Consider the following 25,393-nt stretch of genomic DNA (forward strand, 5'->3'; position numbering starts at 1 on the left):
AATCCCGCTGGTGAACATTCCCACCACTACTGAAAACGTTCGAATCTTCGACACCACCCTGCGTGACGGCGAGCAATCGCCCGGTTGCAGCATGACCCCCCAGCAGAAGTTGGTGATGGCGCGCGGCCTGGCCGATCTGGGTGTGGACGTAATTGAAACCGGCTTCCCGGCCAGTTCGCAGTCCGACCGCGAAGCCCACGCGCTGATCGCCCGCGATCTGAAGGACACCACCCTGGCCGTGCTGTCGCGCTGCCTGGCCGCCGACATCGAGACCTCGCTGCGCACCGTGCAGGCGGCGGCGCGTCCGCGCCTTCACCTGTTCCTGTCCACCAGCCCGCTGCACCGCGAGCACAAGCTGCGGATGAGTCGTGAGCAGGTGCTGGAGTCGGTACACAAGCACGTGACGATGGCGCGCGCCCATATCGACGATGTCGAATTCTCGGCCGAAGACTCCACCCGCACCGAGGAAGACTTCCTGCATCAGGTCGTCGCCACGGCCATTGCCGCCGGCGCCAACACCATCAACCTGCCCGACACCGTGGGCTTCACCACGCCGGAAGAAATCCGCGGCATGTTCGAGCGCGTCATCGCGCAGGTGCCGGGCGCCGACCGGGTGATCTTCAGCACGCATTGCCACAACGATTTGGGCCTGGCCGTGGCCAACTCGCTGGCCGCCATCGAAGGCGGCGCGCGCCAGGTGGAAGGTTCCATCAACGGCATCGGCGAACGCGCGGGCAACTGCGCCATCGAGGAAATCGTGATGGCGTTGAAGGTGCGCAACGCGTTCTACAACCTGGGTACGCGCGTGGATACGCGCCGGATCGTGCCGACCTCGCAGCTGCTGTCGCGGCTGGTCGGTATGCCGGTGCAGCGCAACAAGGCCATTGTCGGCGCCAACGCCTTCGCGCACGAATCCGGCATCCACCAGCACGGCATGCTGCGTCATCGCGGCACCTACGAAATCATGGAACCGCAGGACGTGGGTTGGCCGGCCTCGCAGATGGTGCTGGGCCGCCACAGTGGCCGCGCCGCGGTGGAGCAGCGCCTGCGTGCGCTGGGCTACTGGCTGGAAGAAGACGAACTGAAGCTGGTGTTCGAGCAGTTCAAGGCGCTGTGCGAGAAGCAGCGGGTGGTCGGCGACGCCGATCTGCAGGCGCTGATGCAGGATGCCTCGGTCAGTGACGGCTATCGCCTGTCCTCGATGACCATCAGCGACGTCGGCAGCCGCGCCAACGCACTGGTGGAACTGTCGGATCCCGAGGGCAACCGGATTGCCGAGACCGCGCAGGGCAATGGCCCGGTCGACGCCTTGTTTGGCGCGCTGTCGGCGGCCACCGGCGTGCAGCTGCAGCTGGAAAGCTACCAGGTGCACAGCGTCGGCATCGGCGCCGATGCGCGTGGCGAAGCCAGCCTGTCGGTGCGCAGCGAGGGTGTCGAATACCAGGGCACCGGCACCAGCAAGGACATCATCGAAGCCAGCGCGCTGGCCTGGCTGGACGTGGCCAACCGCCTGCTGCGCCAGCGCCGCGTCGAGACCACTGAAGCCGCCGTCGCATGACCACCAGGAATCCCAGCATGACCTCCGCGCCACGCACCTTGTTCGACAAACTGTGGGACGCCCACGTCGTCACGCCTGAAACCAGCACCGCACCCGCGGTGCTGTATATCGATCTGCACCTGATCCACGAAGTCACCTCGCCGCAAGCCTTCACCGAACTGGCGTCGCGCGGCCTGAAGCCACGCCGCCCGGATCGCACCAAGGCGACGATGGATCATTCCACCCCGACCCTGCCGGCCGGCGCCGACGGCAAGCTGCCCTACTACACCGCGGCCGCCGAAACCCAGGTCAACACGCTGGCGCGCAACTGCGCCGCGCATGGCATCGAACTGTTCGACATGAACTCCGATCACCGCGGCATCGTCCACGTGATTGCACCGGAGCTGGGCTTCACCCAACCGGGCATGACGATCGTCTGCGGCGACAGCCACACCTCCACCCACGGCGCATTCGGTGCGCTGGCGTTCGGCATCGGCACCAGCGAAGTCGGCCACGTATTGGCCACCCAGTGCCTGCTGCAGCGCAAGCCCAAATCGATGGCGATCAGCGTGGAAGGCGAACTGGCGCCGGGCGTGGGCGCCAAGGACGTAATCCTGCACATCATCGGCGTGATTGGCGTCAACGGCGGCACCGGCCATGTGATCGAATACCGCGGCTCGACCATCCGCGCGATGGACATGGAGCAGCGGATGACCCTGTGCAACATGTCGATTGAAGCCGGCGCACGTGCCGGCATGGTGGCGCCGGACCAGACCACCTTCGACTGGCTGGCCAAGGCCCCGCGTGCGCCCAAGGGTGCGGCGTTCGAGGCGGCCGTGCAGGCCTGGAACCAGTTGCACAGCGAAGACGGCGCGAGTTTCGACAGCGAGGTGCGCATCGATGCCGCCGACATCCGCCCGACCCTGACCTGGGGCACGCATCCTGGCACGGCCATCGCGGTGGACCTGCCCATTCCCGCCGCCAATGACGCGGCTGCGCGCAAGGCGCTGGATTACATGCACCTGGATGCCGGCCACGCGCTGGCGGGTACGCCGGTGGACGTGGTGTTTGTCGGCTCGTGCACCAATGGTCGACTGAGCGACATGCGTGAAGTGGCGTCAGTGTTGCGCGATCGCCACGTCGCCGCACGCGTACGCATGCTGGTCGTGCCCGGATCCGAACAGGTCAAGCGCGAAGCCGAGACCGAAGGCATCGATGCCATCGTGCGTGCCGCCGGCGCCGAATGGCGCGAGCCGGGCTGCTCGATGTGCATCGCCATGAACGGCGATCTGGTCGCACCCGGCCAGCTGGCGGTAAGCACCAGCAACCGCAATTTCGAAGGCCGCCAGGGACCGGGTTCGCGCACCTTGCTGGCCTCGCCGCTGAGCGCGGCCTGGGCGGCGGTGAATGGAAAAGTCAGTGACCCGCGCGATTTGTTTGCCGCGCACAAGGAGGTGGCGTGATGAGTGGCTTCCAGCAATTGCGCTCGCGCAGCGTGGTCCTGCGCCAGACCAACATCGATACCGACCAGATCATTCCGGCGCGCTTCCTGTCCACCACCGAGCGTTCGGGGCTGGGCAGGCACGCGTTCAATGACTGGCGCTGGCAGGCCGATGGCGCGCCGAATCCGGAGTTCCCGTTCAACCAGCCCGCCAATGCGGATCGCCAGATCCTGCTGGCTGGGCGCAACTTCGGCTGCGGCTCCTCGCGTGAGCATGCACCGTGGGCGCTGGTGGATCTGGGCTTGCGCGCCATCGTCAGCAGCGAGATTGCCGACATCTTCCGCAACAACAGCTTGAAGAACGGCCTGGTGCCGGTTGTGCTGGCCGAAGAGGACGTGCAGAAGCTGATGGAACGTCCCGACGATGAGCTGCTGATCGACGTGGCCGCCTGCGAACTGCGCACGCCCGATGGCCGCACGTATCCCTTCCCGCTGGACGCCTTCGCCCAGACCTGCCTGCTGGAAGGCGTCGACGAACTGGGCTACCTGCTGGCCCGCCAGGCCGATATCGAACATTACGAGGACACCCGCTATGCACAGTGAAATCGCCGTCCTGCCAGGCGACGGCATTGGTCCGGAAGTCACCGCCGCCGCCATCAAGGTGCTGCGCAAAGTGGCAGACCGCCACGGCCATGATCTGGTCTTCAACGAATACGACATCGGCGGTATCGCCATCGATCGTCATGGCGAGCCGCTGCCGGCCGCCACCCTGGCCGGTTGCCAGCGCGCCGATGCGGTTCTGCTGGGCGCAGTCGGTGGACCCAAGTGGTCCGATCCGAATGCCAAGGTGCGCCCGGAACAGGGCCTGCTGGCCCTGCGCAAAGGCCTGGGTCTGTTCGCCAACCTGCGCCCGGTGCGTCCGCACCCGGCCGCCTTGAATGCCTCGCCGATCAAGCCGCACCTGCTGACCGGCGTGGACATCCTGGTGGTGCGCGAGCTGACCGGCGGCATCTACTTCGGTGACAAGACCCGCGATGCCGACAGCGCCAGTGATCTATGCCGCTACACGGTGGAGGAAATCGAGCGCGTGGTGCGCAGCAGTTTCCGCCTGGCCCGGCAGCGCCGCGGCTTCGTCGCCTCGGTCGACAAGGCCAACGTGCTGGAAACCTCGCGGCTGTGGCGCGACGTCACCAGCCGCATCGCCCGCGAGGAATTTCCGGACGTGCGGCTGGAACATGTGCTGGTCGATTCGATGGCCATGCACCTGCTGTCCAAGCCGCGCGAGTTCGATGTGATCGTCACCGAGAACATGTTCGGCGACATCCTGACCGACGAAGCCTCGATGCTGGCCGGCTCGCTGGGCCTGTTGCCGTCGGCCTCACTGGGCGACGGCAAGCGTGGCCTGTACGAGCCGATCCATGGCTCGGCGCCGGATATCGCCGGCAAGGGCATCGCCAATCCCTACGCCACCATCCTCAGCTGCGCGATGCTGTTGCGGCATTCGCTGGGATGGGAAGATGAGGCGGCCTGCATCGAACGCGCGGTGGATGCGGCCTTGAATGCGCAGGCCTTCACCAATGATCTGGCCCCGGGCGGGCGCGGCATCTCGACCACGGCCGCTGCCGAGGCGGTGATCGCGCAGTTGGAAGAGCATTGCTACGTGGCGGATCTGCGCGACTGAGGCCATACCAGGCCGGGCGGCGCCAGCGCTGCCCGGCCGATGCGCGCTCGCACACGCCACGACCTTCTGTGGCTAGACTGCACGCATGAAGACCATCGGCCTGATCGGCGGCATGAGCTGGGAATCGACGATTCCCTTCTACCGCATCCTCAACCAGACCATCGCCCAGCGCCTGGGCGGTTTCCACTCGGCGCGCGTACTGCTGCACAGCGTGGACTTCGACGATTACGAACGGTTGCAGCGCAGCGGCGACTGGGACCAGGCCGGCGCATTGCTGGCCGAAGTCGCGCGCGGACTGGAAGCGTCAGGCGCCGATTTCCTGGTGATCTGCAGCAACACCATGCACAAGGTGGTCAACGAGGTGGAGGCGGCCATCGCCATCCCGGTCCTGCATGTGGTCGACCCCACCGCGACAGCGATCACCCAGGCCGGACATTCGGTGGTCGGCCTGCTGGGCACGCGCTTCACCATGGAAGAGGCGTTCTACCGGGATCGGCTCGCGGCCAGGGGTTTGCAGGTGGTGATCCCCGAGGCCGATGATCGCGACACCGTGCATCGCGTGATCTATCAGGAGCTGTGCCAGGGCGTGGTGTCCGATGTCTCGCGCCAGGCATATCGCGGCATCATGGCGCGGCTGGTGGCGCAAGGCGCGACCGCCATCATCCTGGGCTGCACGGAAATCTCGTTGTTGGTGGGCGCGGACGACGCCAGCGTGCCGCTGTTCGACACGACCCGGCTGCACGCCACGGCCACCGCCGACATGGCGTTGTCGGCGTGAGCCTGCGGGTGCTGTTCCTGTGCAGCCAGAACCGGCTGCGCAGTCCTACTGCCGAACAGGTGTTCGCGGACTGGCCGGGGATCGAAACGTCGTCGGCAGGCCTGAACCAGGATGCGGAGAATCCGCTCACACCGGAACTGCTGGCCTGGTCGCAGCTGGTGTTCGTGATGGAGCGTGCGCATCGGAACAAGCTGTCCAGCCGGTTCAAGCAGCACTTGAACGGCCAGCGTGTGATCTGCCTCGACATCCCCGACGACTACAGCTATATGGACCCGGACCTGGTCAAGCTGCTGCGGGCCAAGGTGCCGCGCTTTCTGCCAGCCGATCGCGGGTGAATCGCGCGGGAAGGCGGCACGCCGTCCCGCGCCAGAGGCTTCATTGACCGGCCGCCTCGCCCGACTCTTCCGGCTTGACCTTGAACCACGCCGCATACAGCGCCGGCAAAAACAACAGCGTCAGCAAGGTCGCCACGGTCAGGCCACCCATGATCGCCACCGCCATCGGCCCGAAGAATGCACTGCGCGACAGCGGAATCATCGCCAGCACGGCCGCCAGCGCGGTCAGCACGATGGGACGGAAGCGGCGCACGGTGGCGTCGATGATCGCGTGCCAGCGATCGTGGCCGGCATCGATGTCCTGCTGGATCTGATCTACCAGGATCACAGAGTTGCGCATGATCATGCCGGCCAGGGCGATCGTGCCCAGCATGGCGACAAAGCCAAACGGCACCCGGAAGATCAGCAGCGCGAGGGTCACGCCAATCAGTCCCAGCGGGGCGGTCATCGCCACCAGCGCCATACGCGGGAAGCTGCGCAGCTGGAGCATAAGCAAGGTCGCCACCACCAGCAGGAACAGCGGCATGCCGGCGTTGATGGAGTTCTGCCCGCGCGCCGAGTCTTCGACCGTACCGCCGGTCTGCAGCAGGTAGCCTTCCGGCAGGCTGGCACGCACCTTCTCCAACGTCGGCATGATCTGGGCGATCACGGTCGGCGCAGTGAGCGAATCGGTGTTGATGTCGGCACGCACGGTCACCGTGGGCAGGCGATCGCGATGCCAGATGATGCCGTCCTCGAACTCGTAATGCAGGGTGGCAATCTGCGACAGCGGCACGCTGGCGCCGCTGGTGGTCGGCACCGCCAGGCTGCCGAGCAGATCCATGCGCGCACGTTCCTGCTCCGGGCCGCGCAGCAGGATCTCGACCAGTTCGTTGCCTTCGCGATACGTGCTGACGTGCAGACCCGACAAGGAACTGGTCAGGAAGTTGGACACCTGCGCCGTGCTCACGCCCAGCGCGCGTGCCCGGTCCTGATCGATTTCCAGGCGGACGATCTTGCTCGGTTCATCCCAGTCCAGGTTGACGTTGGCCACGTTGGGATTGGCGCGCACCTTGTCCGCCACCTGCTGGGCCAGCGCCTGCACGCGGTCGATGTGCTCGCCGGAGACGCGGAACTGCACCGGATAACCCACCGGCGGTCCGTTCTCCAGCCGGGTCACGCGGAACTGGATGTCGGGGAACTGCGGCGCGACCTCGTTGATCAGCCACTTGCGAGTGGCTTCGCGCGCTTCGATGTCATTGGTCAGCACCACGAACTGCGAAAAGTTGGCCTGCGGCAGCTGTTGATCCAACGGCAGGTAGAAACGCGGAGAACCGGTGCCGACATAGGCGACGTAGTTCTGCACGCCCTCGCGCTTGGCCAGCAGCTTCTCCAGCTTGTGCGCCTGCGCGTCGGTGGCCTTGAGCGAGCTGCCTTCGGCCAGTTCCAGATCCACCATCAGTTCCGGCCGCACCGAATCCGGGAAGAACTGCTGCGGCACGAAACGGAACAGCACGATGGACAGCACGAACGCCAGCACGGTGATGCCGATCACCAGCCAGCGATGGCGCAGGCAAGCATCGAGCAGCTTGCGGAAGCGCTGGTAGAACGGCCGCTGATAGGGATCGTGATCGTGGTGATCGCCGCTCGGCGGCTGCAACCAGCCGGCGAAGGCCGGATGGCGATCGGCCCAGCGCGCGCGTTGGGCGTGCCAGCGCGCGGCCAGTGAGCCGGGCTTGGGCGCACGCGGCTGGCCGAGGTCCGGCAGCATCTTGTCGCCCAGGTAGGGAATGAACAGTACGGCGGCAATCCAAGACACCACCAATGCGATGGTGACCACCTGGAACAGCGAGCGCGTGTATTCACCGGTGCTCGATGCGGCGGTGGCGATCGGCAGGAAGCCCGCCGCCGTGACCAGCGTGCCGGTCAGCATCGGAAAGGCGGTGGACTCGTAGGCAAAGCTGGCCGCCTTCAGGCGGTCATAGCCCTGCTCCATCTTGATGGCCATCATCTCCACCGCGATGATCGCGTCATCCACCAGCAGCCCCAGCGCCAGCACCAGCGCGCCCAGCGAAATCTTGTGCAGGCCGATGCCAAAGTAATGCATCACCGCGAACGTCATCGCCAGCACCAGCGGAATCGAGACCGCCACCACCAGGCCGGTACGCAGCCCCAGCGAGAAGAAGCTCACCACCAGCACGATGATCACCGCCTCGGTGAGCACGCGCACGAATTCACCGACGGATTCTTCCACCGCGTGCGGCTGGTCCGAGACCTTGCGCAGCTGCATGCCCACCGGCAGGGTTTTCTGCAGGCGCTGGAATTCCTTCTCCAGCGTGTCGCCCAGCTTGAGGATGTCGCCGCCGTCCTTCATCGCCACCGCGATGCCCAGCGCGTCCTCGCCCATGAAGCGCATGCGCGGCGCCGACGGATCGGCAAAACCGCGATGCACGTCGGCGATGTCGCCCAGTTTGACCGTGCGGCCATTGGCATGGATGGGGAACTGGCGGATCTGTTCGACTGATTCGAACTCGCCACTGACCCGCAACTGCACCCGATCACTGGGCGTCTCGAAGAAGCCGGTGGGCGTCATCGCGTTCTGCTCGTCCAGCGCCTGCTGCACGGCGGTCAGCGGAATGCCCAGCGTGGCCAGCTTGGTGTTGGACAGCTCAACCCAGATTTTCTCGTCCTGCAGGCCAACCAGCTCGACCTTGCCCACGTCGGGCACGCGCTGCAGCTCCAACTGCACGCGATCGGCATAGTCCTTGAGCACGGCGTAGTCAAAACCCTGGCCGGTCAGTGCGTAGATGTTGCCGAAAGTGTCGCCGAATTCGTCGTTGAAGAACGGCCCGACCACGCCCTCGGGCAAGGTGTAGCGGATGTCGCCGACCTTCTTGCGCACCTGGTACCAGAGCTCGGGAATGTCCTTGGAGTGCAGCGAGTCGCGCGCCATGAAGATGACCTGCGATTCGCCGGCGCGCGAGTAGGAGCGGATGAACTCGTACTTGCCGGTGGTCATCAGCGCTTTTTCGATGCGCTCGGTGACCTGCTTGGAGACTTCATCGGCGGTCGCGCCCGGCCATACCGTGCGCACCACCATCGCCTTGAAGGTGAAGGGCGGATCTTCGGACTGGCCCAGGTGGCGATACGACCAGCCGCCAATCAGCGCCAGCACGATCATCGCGAACAGCACCAGGCTGCGGTTGGTCAGCGCCCACTCGGAGAGGTTGAAGCGGCGCATGGGTTCAGCCTTTCTTGGCCGGCGCGACCGGCGCGGACGTGGACAGGGGGCGGTTGTCGCGATCCACCGGGGTCACCGCAGCGCCCTCGCGCAGCAGGTGGCCGCCGCCGGCCACCACCCAATCGCTGGCACTTACGCCGGAGATCACCGGCACTTCGCTTTCGCCGTACGGACCCAGCGTGACCGGACGCAGCGCCACCTTGCCGTCGGCTGGATTGACCACCCACACCGAGGTGCGGCCGTTGCTGCCACGCTGCACTGCCGACAGCGGCAGTTTGAGCGCCGCCTGGGTGCCGGTTTCCTGCACGTAGACGCGCGCACTCTGGCCCAGTTCGACCGCGTTGATGGCATCGCTGGCCAGGCCCACGCGCGCCGCATAGGTGCGGGTCTGCGGGTCTGCGGCGGCGGCGATTTCGCGGATGGTGCCGGGCAGGCGCTGCTCCGGCGCATTCCACAACTCAATCAGCACCGGCTGGCCGATGCGGAATTCGCGGATGCGGTTTTCCGGCAGCGCGATGGCGATTTCGCGGCCGCCGTCGGCGGCCAGTGTGTAGATGGTCTGGCCTGCGGCCACCACCTGCCCGGCTTCCGCCTGGCGGGTGGCGATCAAGCCATCGCGCGGTGCGCGCAACTGCGAATAGCCTTCCTGGTTGCGCATCACCTCCATCTGCGCGCGCGCCGCGCGCGCCTGCCCTTCGGCAGCCTTGTAGGCGGCGTCCTGTGCATCGAAGGTAGACTGGCTGACCAGCTTGTCGCGCACCAGCAGCGCATAGCGGTCACGATCACCTCGGGTGCGCGCCAGTTCGGCATTGGCGGCGGCCAGTTCGGCCTGCGCGGCCTGCGCCTGCAACTGCAGATCACCGGGGTCCAGCACTGCCAGCACTTCGCCGCGCTGCACGCGCGCGCCGGCATCGACATTGCGGCGCACCAGGTTGCCGCCGACCCGGAAAGACAGCGCACTTTCCTCGCGTGCGCGCACTTCACCCGCATAGGCCGTCAGTGCGGCATCGGCGCCGCCACCCGGATGGACGACCATGGCCGGGCGCGGCGTTTCCGCCGGCTTGTCGCCTGCCCCGCAGGCCGACAGGCCCAGGACCAGGACGCAATTGACTCCAACAAGGCGCAGGCCGTACATGGCGACTCCGATTCTTCTGTAATTAATGGACTTGGCGGTATAGTATAAATATCGAACCGAGTAGTCTAGTATTACGTCATGGCCAGCCCCGTACCTCCTGCCAGCCGCCGCGGCGGCGCCGCCAAGTCCTCCTCCGGTCCCGGCCGGCCCAAGGATCTGGGCAAGCGCGCGGCGATCCTCGAAGCCGCCAAGCGCCTGTTCGCCCGCGACGGGTTTGGTGGCGCCTCGATGGATCAGATCGCCGCCGAAGCCGGTGTTTCCAAGCTCACCGTGTACAGCCATTTTGGTGACAAGGAAGCCTTGTTTACCGAGGCCGTGCGCGCAAAGTGCGAGGAAATGCTGCCGGACGACCTGTTCGAGCTGGAGCTCAAGGGCTCGCTGCGCCAGCAGCTGCGGGTGATTGCGCAGGCGTTTTTCGCGCTGATCAGCAGCGATGAGGCCATCAGCACCCACCGCATGATGCTGGTGCCGGGCAATATCGACGACAACCTCAAGCGGGTGTTCTGGCAGGCCGGACCGCAGCGCACGCATGCCGCCTTTGCCAGCTTCCTGCAGGCGCGCGTGGAAGCGGGAGAGCTGCAGATTGCCGACGTGAACCGCGCCGCCGAGCAGTTCTTCGCGCTGGTGAAGGGTGAACTGCACGGACAGATGATGTGCGGCCTGTGTGATCGCCCAGGCCGGGGCGACGTGGACAGCCATCTGGACGCCACCGTGGACTTCTTCCTGCGCGGTTATGGCCCTCGCTGAGGCCGCGCAGCCGCATGGGCCCGTAGGTGCCGGTGACTTCCGGCACTGCGCCAGCTTGGCCGCAGCCGCGATCCTTGCCCGGCGCGAACGCTGCCGTGACGCTAAAATGTGCGGCCCTGTCTCCCGCGCCGGATAGAAACCCCATGACCATCGATTACTCACTCGCCCGCGAAAACATGGTGGAACAGCAGGTGCGTCCCTGGGACGTGCTGGATGCGCGCGTGCTTGACGTGCTGGCCACCTTGCCGCGCGAGGCCTTCGTGCCGGAGATTCACCGCGCGCTGGCCTACGCCGATCTGGAAATTCCGCTGGGCCACGGCCAGAAGATGATGAAGCCGGTGGTCGAGGGCCGCACCCTGCAGGGTCTGCTGGTGCAGGCTGATGAAGACGTGCTGGAAATCGGTGCCGGCAGCGGCTACCTGAGCGCCTGCCTCGGCGCGCTGGCACGCGACGTGGTGAGCCTGGAAATCCAGCCCGAGTTGGCGACCCAGGCGCGCGCGCGGCTGGACGCCACGGGCCTGGGCAACAACGTGCGCATCGAGAACGTCGACGCGCTCAGCTACAGCACCGATCGGCGCTTCGATGCGATCTGCGTGACCGGCGCGGTCGCCAGCATTCCGCCGCGCTTCCTCGAATGGCTGCGCCCCGGTGGCCGCCTGTTCGTGGTCCGCGGCCAGTCGCCGGTGATGGAAGCGGTGCTGCACACCGCCGATGTCAACGGCGCGCGCACTGATTCGTTGTTTGAAACCGACCTGTCTTATCTTGCCGGCGCGGCCCCCGCGCCGAAGTTCGTCTTTTAAGCTTGAAAACCCAAGGAAACCGCATGAGCCGTCGCCCCCTCGTACTCGCGCTCGCCCTCGTCCTGCCGTTCGGCGCCAGTGCCACCGATCTGCTGCAGACCTACGATCTGGCACGCACCGGTGATACCCAGCTGTCCGCATCGGAATCGCAGACCCTCATCGACAAGGAAGGCAAGGTGCAGGCGCGTGCCGCATTGTTGCCGCAACTTGACGGCAGTGCCGGCTACAGCCGCGCCCACTCCAGCCGTCCCGGCAGCCCGGTCGGCGACACCAAGGGCCGCAGCTACAGCGTGGACATCAGCCAGTCGATCTTCGACTGGAGCCGCATCTCCAACCTGCGTGCGCAGCAGCAGTTGAGCCAGGCCGCCGATTACGATCTGGCCGCCGCCAACCAGGATTTGATTACCCGCACCTCGGCCACCTACTTCGACGTGCTGGTGGGTATCGAGTCGCTGGCCGCCGCGCAGACCAACGAAGCGGCTTCGAAGAAGCAGTTCGACTACGCGCAGAAGCGCCTGGACGTGGGCTTGGCGCCGATCACCGACGTGCACGAAGCGCGCGCCCAGTACGACAGCGCCCGCGCCAATACCATCCTGGTGCGCAACGCGCTGGACGATGCCTATCGCGCGCTCACCGAGCTGACCGGCCAGCCGATCAGCAACCTGCAGGGTCTGCCGGATGATTTCCGTCCCGACCTGCCGGCCGACCAGTCCTCGCAGGGCTGGGTGGATCGCGCGCTGGAACAGAACCCGAACCTGAAGTCGGTCGAGTTCCAGAAGCGTTCGGCGGACTTTGGCGTCGCCAGCGCACGTGCCGGCCATTACCCCACGCTGAGTTTTGGCGGCGGTTACAGCAACGGCGCTGGCTGGGATTCGGTACACGGCCCGCTGGCTCCGGGCATCTCCGCGGAAGAAGAAGGCTACAACTGGGGCATCACCCTGAATGTGCCGATCTTCGCCGGCGGCGCCACCCAGTCGCGTGTGCGCCAGGCGCTGTCGCAGCGGGATATCGCCGATGACAACCTGGAGCAGACCCGCCGCGCGCTGGTGCGCAACACCAGCAATGCCTACCAGGCGCTGGTGGCCGGCGTGAGCGAAGTGGAAGCCCGTCGTCTGGCGGTGGTGTCGGCGCAGAGTGCGTATGACGCCTCCAACGTCGGCCTGGAAGTGGGTACGCGCACCGTGCTGGACGTGTTGCAGAACCAGCGCACCCTGTTCGCCGCGCAGGTGGAATATGCGCGCTCGAAGTACAACTTCCTGCAGAACCGCCTGTTGCTGGAACAGGCCGCCGGCACGCTGGATATCGCCGACGTGCAGGACATCAACCGTCTGCTGACCGTGTCGGCCGAAGCGCGCCTGGCGCCGGAAGCCACCCAGAGCAATTGATTCAACGCTTCACGGCAATGCCAGAAAAGGCGGGCGCAAGCCCGCCTTTTTTGTTGCCTGCAATGTGAGTGGTACCGATGCAGAGGCCGTGCCATAACAGACTGTCGATCCAGCGGACGGTCCTTGCATGACACGATGTTTCCGGGCGATACGCCTGTTCCTTGCATTGGCCCTGCTCGTGGCCGCGGCAGCTGGCGCCAGCGAGCCGATGATCGTGGCCCACCGTGCCGGCACGGCCGATTACCCCGAGAACACGCTGTGGGCGATCCGCCAATCTCTGGTCAACGGCGCCGATTCGCTCTGGCTGAGTGTGCAGTTGAGCGCCGACGGCGTGCCGGTGTTGTATCGGCCACAGGATCTGTCGGCACTCACGCAGGCGCGCGGCCCGGTGGCGGCCCACACCGCGGCGACGCTGGCACGACTCAATGCCGGCTGGAATTTCCAGCGCGGCAACGCCGGCTACGTCTATCGCCGTCACCGCCACGGCCTGGGCATTCCCAGCCTGGAAAGCGCGCTGGCAATGATTCCCGCGCATGTGCCGGTGTTCCTGGATTTGAAAGCCACGCCGGCCGTGCCGCTGGTCGATGCGGTCGCCGCCGTGCTCGAACGCCGCCGCGCATGGCATCAGGTCTGGCTGTATTCCACCGAGGTCGAGTTCAATCAGGCCTGGCAGCGCCACCCGTATGCACGGGTGATGGAAGCTCGGGACGCCACCCGCACTCGCCTGCTGACGATGGCGCTGGCATCACGTTGCGAACATGCACCGACGCAACCGACGTGGACGGCATTCGAGGTGCGGCGTCCCCTGCACGTCAGCGAGCACTTCACCCTGGGTGATGGCGTCAGCGCCATTGCGGACGCACAGCTGTGGACGCCGCAGGCCGTGCAGTGTTTCCGCTCGGCCCGACCGCAGGTGGGCATCCTCTGGATTGGCGTGTCGTCAAAGGCGGACTACCAGCTCGCCGCCGCGCTGGGTGTGGATGCGGTGATGGTCGACTCGCCTGCCCGCGCGCGCCAGTGGAAGCAGATGCGCGCGGTTGCGGCGACCGCGCTTACGACAAATCAGACGTGGCGGGAGAAATGACCTGCTGTTGGCGCAGCGCCTGGATTTCTTCTGCTTTCAGACCGAACTCCTGCAGCAGTTCGTCCGCATGCTCGCCCAGTCCCGGTGGCGCGCGCCGGTACTGCACCGGCGTGGCGGACAGGTTCAATGGGCTGGCCACCAGCGGCAAGGCGCCGGCCTGCGGATGATCCATGCTGACCGCCAGGCCGCGCGCGCGCACCTGCGGATCCGCAAACACTTCATCGATGCTGTTGACCGGACTGCACGGAATACCGGCCTGCTCCAGCGCCGCCAGCCACTGCTGGCGTTCGCGGGTAGCCATGACCTCGGCGATCTGCGGCAACAACAGCGCGCGATGGCGCACCCGATCGGCGTTGCGCTGGAAGCGCGCGTCCTGCGCCCACTCCGGGTGATCGGCCAGCTGGCAGAAACGCGCGAACTGGCTGTCATTGCCAATGGCCAACACCAGATGCCCGTCGCGCACCGCAAAGACCTGGTACGGCACGATGCTGGGATGGCCATTGCCCATGCGCTGCGGCAATTGACCGCCGACAAGATACTGGCTGCCCAGGTTGGCGAGCATGGCCACCTGGCAATCCAGCAAGGCCATGTCGATCTGCTGGCCCTGACCCGTCGCATCGCGATGACGCAGCGCCGCCAGGATGGCGATGGTGGCGTACAGACCGGTGAATAGATCCGCCACCGCCACGCCGACTTTCTGCGGGCCGGCGGCCGGCACACCATCGCGCTCGCCGGTGACGCTCATCAGCCCACCCATCGCCTGCACCGCGAAGTCGTAGCCCGGTCGTTGCGCATAGGGACCGCTCTGGCCGAAGCCGGTAATCGAGCAATACACCAGACGTGGATCAGCCGCGCGCAAGGTCGCGGCATCCAGACCATGGCGCGCCATGTCGCCGACCTTGAAGTTCTCCACCACCACATCACATTGCAGGGCCAAGCGGCGTATCAGTGCCTGTCCCGCCGGCGTAGACAAATCGATGCCGATCGATCGCTTGTTGCGATTGGCGCACAGGTAGTACGCCGATTCTTCGGTTTCCTGGCCATCGCGATCGCGCAGGAAAGGAGGGCCCCAACCGCGCGTGTCGTCGCCGCGCACGGGATGCTCCACCTTGATCACATCGGCGCCGAGGTCGGCCAGCGTCTGCGTGCACCACGGCCCGGCCAGCACGCGCGAGAGATCCAGCACGCGGATGCCGTCCAGCGACTGCGCCGGGAGTGCGGTCTCGCTCACGGCGTCGATGGCGGCAGATCGTCGTCGATCATCGCCAGCGTGCGCGCCAGGGCGCCGCGACCATGTTCGACCAGGCTGCAACCACTCTGCGCCATCTGCGCGCGCGCCTGCGGATCCGCCAGCAGTCGGCGCAGGATGGCCGCGACCGCGCGTGCATCGTGGCCCACTTCCAGCGCACCGGCCTCCTTGAGGCGCTTGGCGATTTCAACGAAGTTGTGCAGATGCGGCCCGGTCACCACCGGCGTACCGACCGCCGCGGGCTCCAGCAGATTGTGTCCGCCGATGGCCTGCAGGCTGCCGCCGACGAAGGCGATGTCGGCACAGGCATAGAAGGCGGACAGCTCGCCCAGCGTGTCGATCACCAGCACATCGGTTGCAGCCTGCGGCCAGCGCTGCCCGGTGCGCGTGGCCACCTGCAGACCGGCGGCGGTGGCCAACTCCTGTACGCGCGGAAAGCGTTCCGGGTGGCGCGGCGCCCACAACAGCAACAGGTCTGGCCATTGCGCACGCAGCTCGCGATGGATGGCCAGCACCGCCGACTCTTCGTCTTCGTGCGTGCTGGCGGCGATCCAGACCGGCCGCGAGCCGATGGCCGAACGGAACTGCTGGCGGAATTCATCCAGCCCGGCGGGCATACGCACATCGAACTTGAGGTTGCCGATATCCAGCACCTGCTCCGGCTCCGCGCCGAGCACGGTGAAGCGCCTGGCGTCGGCCGCCGATTGCGCGGCGATGCGCTTGAGCGTGCGCAGGGTGCGGGCGATCAGCGGCCGCAGCACGCTGTAGCCGCGCAATGACCGCGCCGACAGCCGTGCATTGAGGATGTAGGTGGGGATGCGGCGATCGTGGCAGCCAAACAGCAGGTTGGGCCACAGCTCGGTCTCCATCACCAGCGCTACGCCGGGCCGATAATGATCGAGGAAGCGCGCCACCGCACCCGGCAGGTCGTACGGCGCGTAGACGTGGTTGACGCTGTCACCCCACAGCGCGCTCACCCGCGCCGAGCCGGTCGGGGTGATGGTGGTGATGACCCAGCGCAGCTCCGGCCGCTCGCGGCGCAGCGCGTCCACCACCGGCGCGGCGGCATTGACCTCGCCCACCGACACCGCGTGCAGCCACACATCGACCGCCTCGGGCCGCCGCTCGAAGCTGCCGTAGCGCTCGTTCCAGCGCTGGAAGTAATCGCTGAAGCGGAATCCACGCCAAATCAGGTGATAGACGGTGATGGGCGTCAACAGATAGAGCACGGCCGAGTACAGGCCACGCAATAGACGCTCGGTCAGATCCTTCCGCATCCGGGAAGGATAGGTGATGACGCTAGAATTAGGCCATGGCCGCGCCCGAGAAATCCCCCCTGCCTGCCCGTCCCCCATTTACGCCCCGCCATTGGCTGCAGTGGCTGGGCCTGGGCATGATGTTGGCCGGCGCTCGTTTGCCATGGTCGTTGCAGCGCGGGCTGGGCCATGTCATCGGCAAGCTGGCGCCCTGGTTGGCGCGAGATCGTCGGCGCGCGGCCGAAGTCAATCTGGCGATGTGCTTTCCGCACATGCCGGCCGGCGAGCGTGCCGCCTTGCTGGATGCCAGCTTCGATGCGCTGGGCGTGGGTCTGTTCGAGTTTGCCCGTGCCTGGTGGGGTTCGGCCGAGCCGATGCGCCGGACCCTGCACATCGAAGGCCTGGAACATCTGCGCGCCTTGCAGGCGCAGGGCCGCGGCGTGCTGATGGTGTCCGGCCATTTCATGACGCTGGAGATGTGCGGCCGGCTGATGTGCGACCACGTTCCACTGGCCGGCATGTACCGTCGCCACAAGAACCCGGTGTTCGAATGGGCGGTCAAGCGCGGTCGCCTGCGCTACGCCATCCACATGTACACCAACGACGAAATCCGCGGCGCGGTGCGCCACCTCAAGCAGGGCGGATTCCTCTGGTATGCACCGGACCAGGACATGCGCGGCAAGGATACGGTGTTTGCCCCGTTCTTCGGCGTGCCTGCGGCCACCATCACCGCCACTCACCAGTTGGCGCGGCTGACCGGCTGCGCGGTGGTGCCGTTCTTCCACCGCCGCGAAGGTGACCGCTACGTGCTGCGGGTGGCGCCGCCGCTGGCGGATTTCCCATCCACCGATGCCGTGGCCGACAGCGCGCGGGTCAATGCCCAGATCGAGGCGATGGTGCGCGAGGCGCCCGATCAGTATCTGTGGATCCATCGGCGCTTCAAGCGCCAGCCGGAAGGGCGCAGCCGCTTCTACGAATGATCGCGGGTGTGCGTGTTTGCGGTCCGGCGTGTCAGGGCTGCGTCGGGCGGCTGCCGTTGTGCGCCAGCAGGCTGCCGGTATAAAGCGCGGCCAGCATCAGGGTCAGCCCACCCCAGAAGGTGGAATAAAACGCCAAGTGGGTGTTGAGCGGAAACACCGTCACCGCCAACGCCAGCATCGCCGGACGCGCGCGATCCTTGGCTTCAGGGGGGGCGAAGCGCCACGCACGCCAAGCCAATGCAGCGCCGGCCAGCCACAACAGCAAGCCGATTACGCCGGTCTCGCTGAGAATCTCCAAGACGATCTGGTGCGCGTGATGGGCCGGGCCCTTGCCCCAGGCCGGCTTGGCGCCGTGCAGCGGATCGCAGGCTGGGAAGGCCTCGCGGAAGCCGCGCGCACCCACGCCGTTGAGCGGTTCCTGCTTGATCATGCACCAGGCCGCACTCCAGATTTGCGCGCGGCCGGACAAGGCCATGTCCACCCCGCTCTGATCCGCCGCCAGCGCCTTGGCCGTGCGCTCCAGGCGTTCGTGCAACTGCGGGGTGGTCAGCGCCAGTGCGGCCAGCGTCGCCGCTCCCAGCGCGAAGACCAGCAACAGTCGCTTCCAGCCGAGCAGCGGCCAGCCGGAAAACACCAGCACCAGGCCGTAGGTGATCCAGGCCGCGCGCGCGCCGGCCAGCATCACCACCACGCCCACCGCAGCGGCCGCCACTACCCAGCCCAGCATGCCGAAACGCTTGCCGGCCGCGAACAGCACGAAGGGTGACAGGCTGGCGATGACCACGCCCAGCTTGAGATTGCACGGCCCCAGGAAACCGCTGAGGCGGTCCACCAGCAAGGTCTTCTCGGCCGAACACATGGGATGGCCACTGACTAGTTGCTTGAGTTCATCCAGCGCCCAGAACAGCGGGCTGGTGCCGAAGGCGGCTTGCAGCAGTGCGTCCAGCGTCCACAGACCGGCAATGATCGCCAGGCCAGCAAAGGTGGTGCGGCGACCTTTCTCGTTGGCCACGGCCGCCGCCACCAGCCACAGGAATGGCAGGTAGCGCAGATCCACTGCGGATTCGCGCAGGGCGCGGCCGGCATCGACCGAGTCGATCGACGAAATCAATTCGGGCGACCAGTAGGCAAAGAACATCACGCTGGTCAGCGCCCACGCCGGACCACTGAGCAATTGCGAACTGCCGCGGAAACGCGCCAACAGCAGGCGGATGATCGCCGCCAGCGCACCCAGCACCATCACCCCTTCCGCGTAGCCCGGCGCCGGCCACAGCGCCACGAAGGTCAACACCCACGCGGGCGCCCAGCGCCAGCCATAGGGCGTGTGTTCGCGCGGCGAGGAAGCGGGTGTGGCGGCGTCAGTCATCGGCAAGCTCTTGATAGGTGGCGAGTGTGGCGTCCTGCATCGCCGACAGAGTGTAGCGGTCCGGCATGCGCGTCACAGCCGCTGGCGGCTGCGCAAGCAGGCCCAATGCGGTGGAGCGCAGTTGCTCGCGATCGAAGGGCGCCACCGCCCCTTGCGGTTGCAGTTCGTGCAGCAGCTCGCCCACGCCGCCATGCGCCCAACCCAGCACGCTGCGGCCGACCGAGAGCGCTTCTATCACGGTGCGCCCGAATGCTTCGGGTTTGCGCGAGAGCTGCAAGACCAGATCGGCGGCGGCGTAGGCGTCGGCGATGCGCGCGGTGGGTGGCGTCATCAGCAGTGCATCGCCCACACCTGCCGTGTTGGCTTCGGCCTGCAACTCGGCCAGGTAGGCCTCGCGTCCGGCTTCGCGTGCGCCGGGCATCCACAGGCGTGCGGGGATGCCGTCGCCATGCAGATCAGCCAGCAAGGCGATGGCGTCGGCATGTCCCTTCAGGCGCGTGCCGCGCCCCGGCAGCAGGAGCAAGGGTCCCTCGCCGCCCAGGGCCGGATGCTGTTCTGCCATGCGTGCGCGCATGGGTGCATCAGGCCACGGCCGACGTGGGAATTGCGTCGGATCGATGCCACGCGGAATCACCCGCAGCTTGTCGGCCGGCGTGCGCGGGTAATGCTGGAGGACGTAGCGACGCACCGTGTCGGACACGCAGATGACGCGCTCGCCATAGGTCATCACCGCGCTGTAGCGGCCCGGTGAATTGAGTCCATGCACGGTGGTGACAAAACGCGGCCGCTGCGTGGCGGCCATCGCGTTGAGCGCCTTCCAGCCCAGCCAGGCCGGCAGGCGCGAACGGGCGTGGACGATATCGGCGCGTTCGCGCACGAAGATCTCGCGCAGGGCGCGCACATGCCGCAACGTCAGCAGCGACTTGCGACCGATATCCAGGGTGATGTGTTCGGCGCCGCTGGCCAGCAGCGGTGCCACCAGCCGGCCTCCGGCCGACACCACGATGGCGCGGTGTCCGGCGCGTACCAGCGCAGTTGCAATCTCAAGCGTGGATCGTTCGACGCCGCCGGACTCGAGCGCCGGCAGCAACTGGACGACGGTCAGTCGGCGCATCGGCGCCCGGCCGGAGTTCAGTCAGCCAGCACGAAATGCGAGCCGCAGTACGGGCACTGCACTTCGCCGCCGGGAGCGTCTTCGATGGCCAGGTAGACGCGGGGATGCGAATTCCACAGCGCCATCGAAGGCAGCGGGCAGCTCAAGGGCAGGTCGGCGCGGTGGACGGTGTAGCGCTTCTCGGCATTGGCGGGCGCGGTGGCGGTGTGGCTCATGGCGGCGTGGGGCTTGTGGAATCGAGCCGCGAGTTTAGCATCCAGCCCAGGCAGAGCCTCGCCGCGCCGGCGCGGAAGCCGGTCAAAAAAAAACGCCGCCCTGCCAGGCGGGACGGCGTGGAGTACGGGTACCGGCGATCGACCGAAGTCGAGGGGGAGGGGGAGCCGGAACCCGCTGGGGACTTTGCAACCCGGGCACGCGCGCCTGCGGGCATGCGTGCCGATGGCCGTTACTCGGCCTTGGGCACCAGCGCTTCGGTGGTGATGCGCAGCTTCACTTCATCGCTGACGGCCGGCGCGTACTTGCCCACGCCAAACTCGGTGCGGCTGACGGTGGCGGTGGCGTCAAAGCCAATCGCGGCGCGCTTGGCCATCGGCTGATCGGCGGCCTTGTTCAAGGTCACGTCCAGCACCACCGGCTTGGTGATGTCCTTGATGGTCAGATTGCCGGTGACCTTGAGCTTGCCTTCGCCGGCGGCTTCGACCTTGGTGCTCTTGAAGGTGGCGGCCGGGTACTTGGCGGCGTCGAAGAAGTCGGCACTGCGCAGGTGCTCGTCGAAATCGGCCACGAAGCTGTTCAAGCCTTCCAGCGGCAGGGTCACTTCGACCTTGGAGGCGGACACGTTCTGCGCGTCGTATACGATCACGCCGTCGGCCTTGCCGAAGTTCGCGCTGGGGTTGGAGAAACCGAAGTGGCTCCACTGCGCGATGACGCTGGTGTGGTTGGGGTCAATCTTGTAGGTCACCGGGGCGGCAAAGGCCGAGCCAGCGAAGGCGAACAGGGCGGCAATCAACAGGGTCTTGCGCATGGGTGGGCTCCAGGGTGGGGTGACGTGCAATCGGTGGAAAGAAGGGATACGGGATGCTCCGTCAATGCCGGGTCGAGGGCCGTCACGTGATGGCGGCAGCTCGGACAGAAAGGCCGGGGCGGGATACGGGGTCGCAGGCGGTGGGTGTGGGCCTGCGCTTGACGACCGGGCCAGTGTAGAGTGTCCCGACTTTGGCAACATCCAGTCGTTCCGGAACGGATTGTTTTGATTTATGGAACAGAAGCCCGCCCAACCCGCCTCCCGCGATGCCGTCTGGACGGTGACCGATGGCCATGCCGGCAATCTTCGCCAGGCCCGCGCGCTGGCACTGGCCTTGGCGCCGGATGCGATCCGGGACGTGCGCCTGCAGCCGGCCGCACCCTGGCGCTGGTGGGCGCCGCGGCGTCTGCCGGCCAGCGGACAGGCATTCGGACCCGGCTTTGCCCGCCTGCTGGGCTCGCCGCCCGGACTGGTCATTGGCTGCGGTCGCCAGGCCGCCTTGGCTACCCGCCTGTTGCGCGAACGCGGCGCTCGCGCGGTGCAGATTCTGGATCCGCGCTTGCCCCCGCGGCATTGGGACTGGGTGATTGCCCCGGCCCATGACCGGCTGCGCGGCCAGAACGTCATCAACGTGCACGGCAGCCTCAACGAAATCGATGATCGCTGGCTGGAAGCAGCACGCGCTGCCTTTCCTGCTCTCGCTGCCCTGCCCGGGCCGCGCACGGCCGTGTTGATAGGCGGGCCCAGTGCACACATGGCCTTCGATGTGGCGGCGTTCGACGCGCTCGCCGCGCAGCTGGATACGCTGCCCGATGCCAGCTCGCTGCTGATCACCGCATCCCGGCGCACACCCGACGAGGTGCGCGCACGCTTGCGCCAACGTTTCGCCGGTCGTGCGAATGCACGCGTGTGGTTGGATGGCACGGACGGCGAAAATACTTATGCCGGCTTCCTGGCATGGGCCGATCGCATCATCTGCACGCCGGACTCGGTCAACCTGTTGTCCGAAGCCTGCGCCACGCGCGTCCCGGTGCAGGTATTCGAACCCGAACGCTTGCGTGGCCGTCCGCGCGGCTTCCTCGAATTCCTGCTGGGCAACGGACGCGTCTGCGCCCTGTCGGCGAACCCGGTGAGCGCGCAGCCAACGCCGCTGCGCGAAACCGGGCGCGTGGCAGCACTACTGCGCCAGCGGATGCCCCTGGAAAGCCCCGTGTAGGAGGGGCTTCAGCCCCGAAGCTTACGCCGCACGAGCACCACCATCGTCACACCGTGCGATGCAAGCACACGCGTCCCCGCCGCACTCCGCAACATCCAAACACCCCGCCACCGCGTTCACCCGTTGAATGCCAGCTCATGCGCGGCCAACACATTGCGCACGGCCGCGCGCGCCGTGGCGATGGCCGCATTTTCGGTCACCAGCCGCGGCCGACGATCCAGCGTGCAGGCCAGCCCCTCGCTCAGGAACACCGAATGCGCCTGGGTCAGCGCATGCGCGGTGGCTTCATCGATACGCCCCGCCGACTGCAACGCGGCAATCAAGGACGCAGTGTTGCGCGGTGTCAGCAGTGCCGGTACCGCTGACGATTCCCGCAGTACCCGGTACTGGAGCAGGAATTCCAGATCGACCAGCCCCCCCTCGCCCTGCTTGAGGTCGAAGCGGGCCACGTCGCTGCGATCAAGTTCGCCGCGCATACGCTTGCGCATGCTCACCACGTCCTCGCGCAGTTTCTGCGGGTCACGCATGCGCGAGAGCGTGGCGTCGCGGATATCCTCGAAGGCCATGATCAGGCCGTCGTCACCCGCCACGGCGCGTGCGCGGACCAAGGCCTGATGTTCCCAGGTCCAGGCACGCTCGCGCTGATACTCGCGGAAGCTGGCCATGCTCGACACCAGCAGGCCCTTGGCGCCGTCGGGACGCAGGCGCACGTCCACTTCATACAACCGGCCCGCGCCGCTCTCGGCGCCAAGCAGCGCCACGATCTTCTGGGCCAGGCGCGCATACCAGCGACCGGCTTCCAGTGGACGCGCGCCGTCGGACACGGCATCTGCGGGCGCATCGAACAGGAACACCAGATCCAGATCCGAACCGAAGCCCAGTTCTTCACCGCCCAGACTGCCGTAACCGATGATCGCGAAGCGTCCGCCAGCCAGCGGTCCATGCGCGGCCACGACTTCGGCTTCGGCCATGCGCAGCACGGCTGCCACCACTTCATCGGCCAGCCAGGCCAACTGGCGCGTGCTGTCGCGCGCGGCCTGCCGACGATCCAGCGCCGCCATCGCGATGCGAAAACTCAAGGCCAAGCGGCGTTCGTTGAGCGCGCGCAATGCGCTTTCGGCATCGCCGTCTTCACCCAGCTCGGCGTAGTTCACACGCAGGCTGTCGCGATCCGGCAACGGTCCGGAGACGCGTGCGTCCAGCAACTCATCCAGCAACAGCGGAAACGCGGCGAGGCGATCCGCCAGCCACGCACTGCGCGCCAGCACATCGACCAGGCGGGCAAGCGCACTGGGTTGCTCATCGAGCAAAGCCAGATAGCTGGCGCGGCGCAGTATGGACTGCAGCAAGGGCAGGATGCGGCGCAATGCGGCGTCCGGCTGGCTGGATCGCGCGGCAGCGTCCAGCAGCGAAGGCAGCACGCGATCCAGGCGCGCGCGCGATGCGTCGGACAGCCCGCGCACACCGGGATAACGCGCAAAGTCGCGAAGCACATGGTCGGCGCTGGCGGCGTCGGTGAAACCGGCATCGGCCAGCGCGCTGGCTTCACCGCCATCGGGCAGGGCGCGCCAGTAATGCGCCAGCGCACCGGGCGCCGCCTGCCCACGGCGCGGCGCCAGCAGTTCGGCAAACTCGCGCGAAACCCGATCGCGTTGCAGATCCAGCGCGCGCAGCAAGTCTTCCCACGATGCGTAATCCAGCGTGGCGGCGATGCGCGCGCGGTCGGTCGGTGATTCGGGCAACGCGTGGGTCTGCGCATCGCGCAGCATCTGCAGGCGATTTTCCAGCCGCCGCAGATAACGATAGGCCTGCCCCAGCGCCGCGCCCTCTTCCGCGCCCACCTGGCGATCGGCCACCAGCGCGCGCAGGGCCGGCATCAGCCGACGCTCGCGCAGCGAAGGCTCCCTGCCCCCCCGGATCAACTGCAGAGCCTGCACCAGGAACTCGATTTCGCGGATACCGCCGGGACCGCGCTTGATGTCATCGGCCAGCTCGCGACGGGCCACTTCCGCGGCGATGGCGGCCTTCATTTCACGCAGGCCATCCAGCGCGGTGTAGTCCAGGTAACGCCGATAGACGAAGGGGCGCAGCGATTCCAGCCAGCGTTCGCCGGCTTCGACATCGCCCGCCACCGCGCGCGCCTTGAGCCAGGCGTACCGCTCCCAATCGCGACCTTCGCGCTGGAAATAATGATCCATGCCGGCGAAGGACAGCGCCACGCGACCGGCGTTTCCGAACGGGCGCAGGCGCAGGTCCACGCGATGGCAGAAACCATCCACCGTCGGCTCGTCCAGCAACTTGGCCAAGCGCTGGCCCAGACGCGCGAAGTAATCCTCGGCCGCAAGCGAACGCGCGCCATCGGATTCGCCGTTCTGCGGGAAGGCATAGACCAGATCGACGTCGGAGGAAAAATTCAGTTCACCGCCGCCCAGCTTACCGAGGCCAAACACCACCAGACGCTGCACGCTGCCGTCTTCGGCACGCACCACCCCATGGCGGCGGGCGAATTCCTTCTCCAGCGCTTCCAACCCCAGGGTCAGGCAGTACTCGGCCAGACGGGTGCTGCCAGCGAGCGTGGCATCCACGTCATCCAGCCCATGCACATCGCGCCAGACCAGGCGGGTGGATTCGGCGGTGCGATAGAGGCGGAGCTGCTCCTGCCAACGCTCGGGGGTGTCTTCGAAGAGCACTGGCTGCGGCACCGGCGTCGTGCCGTCGTGCGCCAGCAGATCGGCCAGCAAGTCCGGTTGGCGGCGCAGCGTTTCCAGAGCGAAGTCGCTGGCCAGGATGACCTGGCCTACTCGAGCGGCGGCGCGTGGAGCTGCCAGTAGCGCCGCGCTGTCAGGATGGGATTCGCGCAGCCGCGACAATCCACGTTCGATGACGGCGAGCAGGTCGGGCGTGAGATCCTGGGAAAAATCGGGCATGCCCGGATTGTGGCATGACAGCCCGCGCCGCCGGCAGACCCGGGCACGGATGTCATGCGGTGTTCCCCGCTGAAACTTGCTGCGTGCCGGGCCGGGAATCGCTGCACCCGCAATGCTG

At 66.8% G+C, this 25,393-nt stretch carries 21 protein-coding genes; 12 read left to right on the plus strand and 9 right to left on the minus strand.

The annotated features are described in order from the left end of the window. The first annotated feature begins 10 nt into the window (after nt 1-10). The 6 genes from B5X78_RS06665 (at nt 11) to B5X78_RS06690 (ending at nt 5,772) form a co-directional block, all read left to right on the plus strand. The gene (locus tag B5X78_RS06665) at nt 11-1,558 is read left to right on the plus strand and encodes a 2-isopropylmalate synthase (RefSeq protein ID WP_079723645.1); all 1,548 of its coding nucleotides are present in this window, start codon (nt 11-13) and stop codon (nt 1,556-1,558) included. 17 nt (nt 1,559-1,575) lie between these two features. Further along, a complete protein-coding gene (gene leuC, locus B5X78_RS06670) occupies nt 1,576-3,000 on the plus strand; it encodes a 3-isopropylmalate dehydratase large subunit (RefSeq protein ID WP_079723646.1) in 1,425 nt (474 codons plus the stop codon). Next, nucleotides 3,000-3,581: a 3-isopropylmalate dehydratase small subunit gene (leuD, locus tag B5X78_RS06675; RefSeq protein ID WP_079723647.1), complete on the plus strand. Its 582-nt coding sequence runs from the start codon at nt 3,000-3,002 to the stop codon at nt 3,579-3,581. Before leuC ends, leuD begins: the two co-directional genes overlap by 1 nt. Then, a complete protein-coding gene (gene leuB / locus B5X78_RS06680; protein WP_079723648.1) occupies nt 3,571-4,659 on the plus strand; it encodes a 3-isopropylmalate dehydrogenase in 1,089 nt (362 codons plus the stop codon). Before leuD ends, leuB begins: the two co-directional genes overlap by 11 nt. An 85-nt stretch (nt 4,660-4,744) precedes the next feature. Then, nucleotides 4,745-5,437, plus strand: coding sequence for an aspartate/glutamate racemase family protein (locus tag B5X78_RS06685; RefSeq protein ID WP_079723649.1), 693 nt, complete (start codon nt 4,745-4,747; stop codon nt 5,435-5,437). Beyond that, nucleotides 5,434-5,772: a low molecular weight protein tyrosine phosphatase family protein gene (locus B5X78_RS06690; protein ID WP_079723650.1), complete on the plus strand. Its 339-nt coding sequence runs from the start codon at nt 5,434-5,436 to the stop codon at nt 5,770-5,772. The genes B5X78_RS06685 and B5X78_RS06690 overlap by 4 nt, the downstream gene beginning before the upstream one ends. A gap of 40 nt (nt 5,773-5,812) precedes the next feature. Here the strand turns inward: B5X78_RS06690 and B5X78_RS06695 are convergent, their stop codons facing one another. Both B5X78_RS06695 and B5X78_RS06700 read right to left on the minus strand, forming a co-directional pair. After that, complete coding sequence (locus tag B5X78_RS06695; protein ID WP_079723651.1) at nt 5,813-8,992, minus strand: efflux RND transporter permease subunit; 3,180 nt, start codon at nt 8,990-8,992, stop codon at nt 5,813-5,815. 4 nt (nt 8,993-8,996) lie between these two features. Then, entirely contained in the window at nt 8,997-10,127 is a 1,131-nt protein-coding gene (locus B5X78_RS06700; RefSeq protein ID WP_079723652.1) for an efflux RND transporter periplasmic adaptor subunit, read from the minus strand. 78 nt (nt 10,128-10,205) lie between these two features. On the opposite strand from B5X78_RS06700, the gene B5X78_RS06705 reads away from it, so the two are divergent. The 4 genes from B5X78_RS06705 to B5X78_RS06720 all read left to right on the plus strand — a co-directional run bounded on the left by B5X78_RS06705 (nt 10,206) and on the right by B5X78_RS06720 (nt 14,143). After that, nucleotides 10,206-10,874, plus strand: coding sequence for a TetR/AcrR family transcriptional regulator (locus B5X78_RS06705; RefSeq protein ID WP_079723653.1), 669 nt, complete (start codon nt 10,206-10,208; stop codon nt 10,872-10,874). Between the two features lie 143 nt (nt 10,875-11,017). Continuing rightward, a complete protein-coding gene (locus B5X78_RS06710) occupies nt 11,018-11,674 on the plus strand; it encodes a protein-L-isoaspartate O-methyltransferase family protein (RefSeq protein ID WP_079723654.1) in 657 nt (218 codons plus the stop codon). Nucleotides 11,675-11,697: 23 nt separating this feature from the next. Then, a complete protein-coding gene (locus tag B5X78_RS06715) occupies nt 11,698-13,059 on the plus strand; it encodes a TolC family outer membrane protein (RefSeq protein ID WP_079723655.1) in 1,362 nt (453 codons plus the stop codon). A 127-nt stretch (nt 13,060-13,186) separates the two neighbouring features. Beyond that, complete coding sequence (locus tag B5X78_RS06720; protein WP_079723656.1) at nt 13,187-14,143, plus strand: glycerophosphodiester phosphodiesterase family protein; 957 nt, start codon at nt 13,187-13,189, stop codon at nt 14,141-14,143. Here B5X78_RS06720 and B5X78_RS06725 read toward each other — a convergent pair. Together B5X78_RS06725 and waaA are read right to left on the minus strand one after the other, a co-directional pair. Continuing rightward, nucleotides 14,112-15,374, minus strand: a complete 1,263-nt coding sequence (locus B5X78_RS06725; protein ID WP_229730840.1) for a CaiB/BaiF CoA transferase family protein — start codon at nt 15,372-15,374, stop codon at nt 14,112-14,114. The two genes, B5X78_RS06720 and B5X78_RS06725, sit on opposite strands and share 32 nt — an antisense overlap. After that, nucleotides 15,371-16,669, minus strand: coding sequence for a lipid IV(A) 3-deoxy-D-manno-octulosonic acid transferase (waaA, locus tag B5X78_RS06730; protein WP_079723657.1), 1,299 nt, complete (start codon nt 16,667-16,669; stop codon nt 15,371-15,373). The genes B5X78_RS06725 and waaA overlap by 4 nt, the downstream gene beginning before the upstream one ends. 35 nt (nt 16,670-16,704) lie before the next feature. Here waaA and B5X78_RS06735 point away from each other — a divergent pair, with 35 nt between their 5' ends. Then, a complete protein-coding gene (locus B5X78_RS06735; protein ID WP_079723658.1) occupies nt 16,705-17,628 on the plus strand; it encodes an LpxL/LpxP family Kdo(2)-lipid IV(A) lauroyl/palmitoleoyl acyltransferase in 924 nt (307 codons plus the stop codon). A 31-nt stretch (nt 17,629-17,659) separates the two neighbouring features. Here the strand turns inward: B5X78_RS06735 and B5X78_RS06740 are convergent, their stop codons facing one another. From B5X78_RS06740 to B5X78_RS06755, 4 genes are all read right to left on the minus strand, one after another. Continuing rightward, the gene (locus tag B5X78_RS06740; protein WP_079723659.1) at nt 17,660-18,994 is read right to left on the minus strand and encodes an O-antigen ligase family protein; all 1,335 of its coding nucleotides are present in this window, start codon (nt 18,992-18,994) and stop codon (nt 17,660-17,662) included. Continuing rightward, complete coding sequence (locus B5X78_RS06745; RefSeq protein ID WP_079723660.1) at nt 18,987-20,108, minus strand: glycosyltransferase; 1,122 nt, start codon at nt 20,106-20,108, stop codon at nt 18,987-18,989. The genes B5X78_RS06740 and B5X78_RS06745 overlap by 8 nt, the downstream gene beginning before the upstream one ends. Nucleotides 20,109-20,125: 17 nt before the next feature. After that, nucleotides 20,126-20,323, minus strand: a complete 198-nt coding sequence (locus B5X78_RS06750; protein ID WP_079723661.1) for a zinc-finger domain-containing protein — start codon at nt 20,321-20,323, stop codon at nt 20,126-20,128. Between the two features lie 230 nt (nt 20,324-20,553). Continuing rightward, nucleotides 20,554-21,132: a YceI family protein gene (locus B5X78_RS06755; protein WP_079723662.1), complete on the minus strand. Its 579-nt coding sequence runs from the start codon at nt 21,130-21,132 to the stop codon at nt 20,554-20,556. Between the two features lie 232 nt (nt 21,133-21,364). Between B5X78_RS06755 and B5X78_RS06760 the strand changes: the two genes are divergently transcribed. After that, entirely contained in the window at nt 21,365-22,348 is a 984-nt protein-coding gene (locus B5X78_RS06760) for a mitochondrial fission ELM1 family protein (RefSeq protein ID WP_079723663.1), read from the plus strand. Between the two features lie 116 nt (nt 22,349-22,464). On the opposite strand, the gene glnE is transcribed toward B5X78_RS06760, so the two are convergent. Continuing rightward, entirely contained in the window at nt 22,465-25,275 is a 2,811-nt protein-coding gene (glnE, locus tag B5X78_RS06765; protein WP_079723664.1) for a bifunctional [glutamate--ammonia ligase]-adenylyl-L-tyrosine phosphorylase/[glutamate--ammonia-ligase] adenylyltransferase, read from the minus strand. Nucleotides 25,276-25,393: the final 118 nt, after the last annotated feature.

This window comes from Pseudoxanthomonas indica (genome assembly GCF_900167565.1).
Lineage (GTDB): Bacteria > Pseudomonadota > Gammaproteobacteria > Xanthomonadales > Xanthomonadaceae > Pseudoxanthomonas_A > Pseudoxanthomonas_A indica.

Coding starts and splice junctions, on each gene's coding strand:
- B5X78_RS06735 (WP_079723658.1), top strand. CDS start 16,705: ATGGCCGCGCCCGAGAAATCCCCCCTGCCTGCCCGTCCCCCATTTACG.
- B5X78_RS06755 (WP_079723662.1), bottom strand. CDS start 21,132: ATGCGCAAGACCCTGTTGATTGCCGCCCTGTTCGCCTTCGCTGGCTCG.
- B5X78_RS06710 (WP_079723654.1), top strand. CDS start 11,018: ATGACCATCGATTACTCACTCGCCCGCGAAAACATGGTGGAACAGCAG.
- B5X78_RS06705 (WP_079723653.1), top strand. CDS start 10,206: ATGGCCAGCCCCGTACCTCCTGCCAGCCGCCGCGGCGGCGCCGCCAAG.
- leuB (WP_079723648.1), top strand. CDS start 3,571: ATGCACAGTGAAATCGCCGTCCTGCCAGGCGACGGCATTGGTCCGGAA.
- leuD (WP_079723647.1), top strand. CDS start 3,000: ATGAGTGGCTTCCAGCAATTGCGCTCGCGCAGCGTGGTCCTGCGCCAG.
- waaA (WP_079723657.1), bottom strand. CDS start 16,669: ATGCGGAAGGATCTGACCGAGCGTCTATTGCGTGGCCTGTACTCGGCC.
- leuC (WP_079723646.1), top strand. CDS start 1,576: ATGACCTCCGCGCCACGCACCTTGTTCGACAAACTGTGGGACGCCCAC.
- glnE (WP_079723664.1), bottom strand. CDS start 25,275: ATGCCCGATTTTTCCCAGGATCTCACGCCCGACCTGCTCGCCGTCATC.
- B5X78_RS06760 (WP_079723663.1), top strand. CDS start 21,365: ATGGAACAGAAGCCCGCCCAACCCGCCTCCCGCGATGCCGTCTGGACG.
- B5X78_RS06685 (WP_079723649.1), top strand. CDS start 4,745: ATGAAGACCATCGGCCTGATCGGCGGCATGAGCTGGGAATCGACGATT.
- B5X78_RS06750 (WP_079723661.1), bottom strand. CDS start 20,323: ATGAGCCACACCGCCACCGCGCCCGCCAATGCCGAGAAGCGCTACACC.
- B5X78_RS06720 (WP_079723656.1), top strand. CDS start 13,187: ATGACACGATGTTTCCGGGCGATACGCCTGTTCCTTGCATTGGCCCTG.
- B5X78_RS06700 (WP_079723652.1), bottom strand. CDS start 10,127: ATGTACGGCCTGCGCCTTGTTGGAGTCAATTGCGTCCTGGTCCTGGGC.
- B5X78_RS06740 (WP_079723659.1), bottom strand. CDS start 18,994: ATGACTGACGCCGCCACACCCGCTTCCTCGCCGCGCGAACACACGCCC.
- B5X78_RS06715 (WP_079723655.1), top strand. CDS start 11,698: ATGAGCCGTCGCCCCCTCGTACTCGCGCTCGCCCTCGTCCTGCCGTTC.
- B5X78_RS06745 (WP_079723660.1), bottom strand. CDS start 20,108: ATGCGCCGACTGACCGTCGTCCAGTTGCTGCCGGCGCTCGAGTCCGGC.
- B5X78_RS06695 (WP_079723651.1), bottom strand. CDS start 8,992: ATGCGCCGCTTCAACCTCTCCGAGTGGGCGCTGACCAACCGCAGCCTG.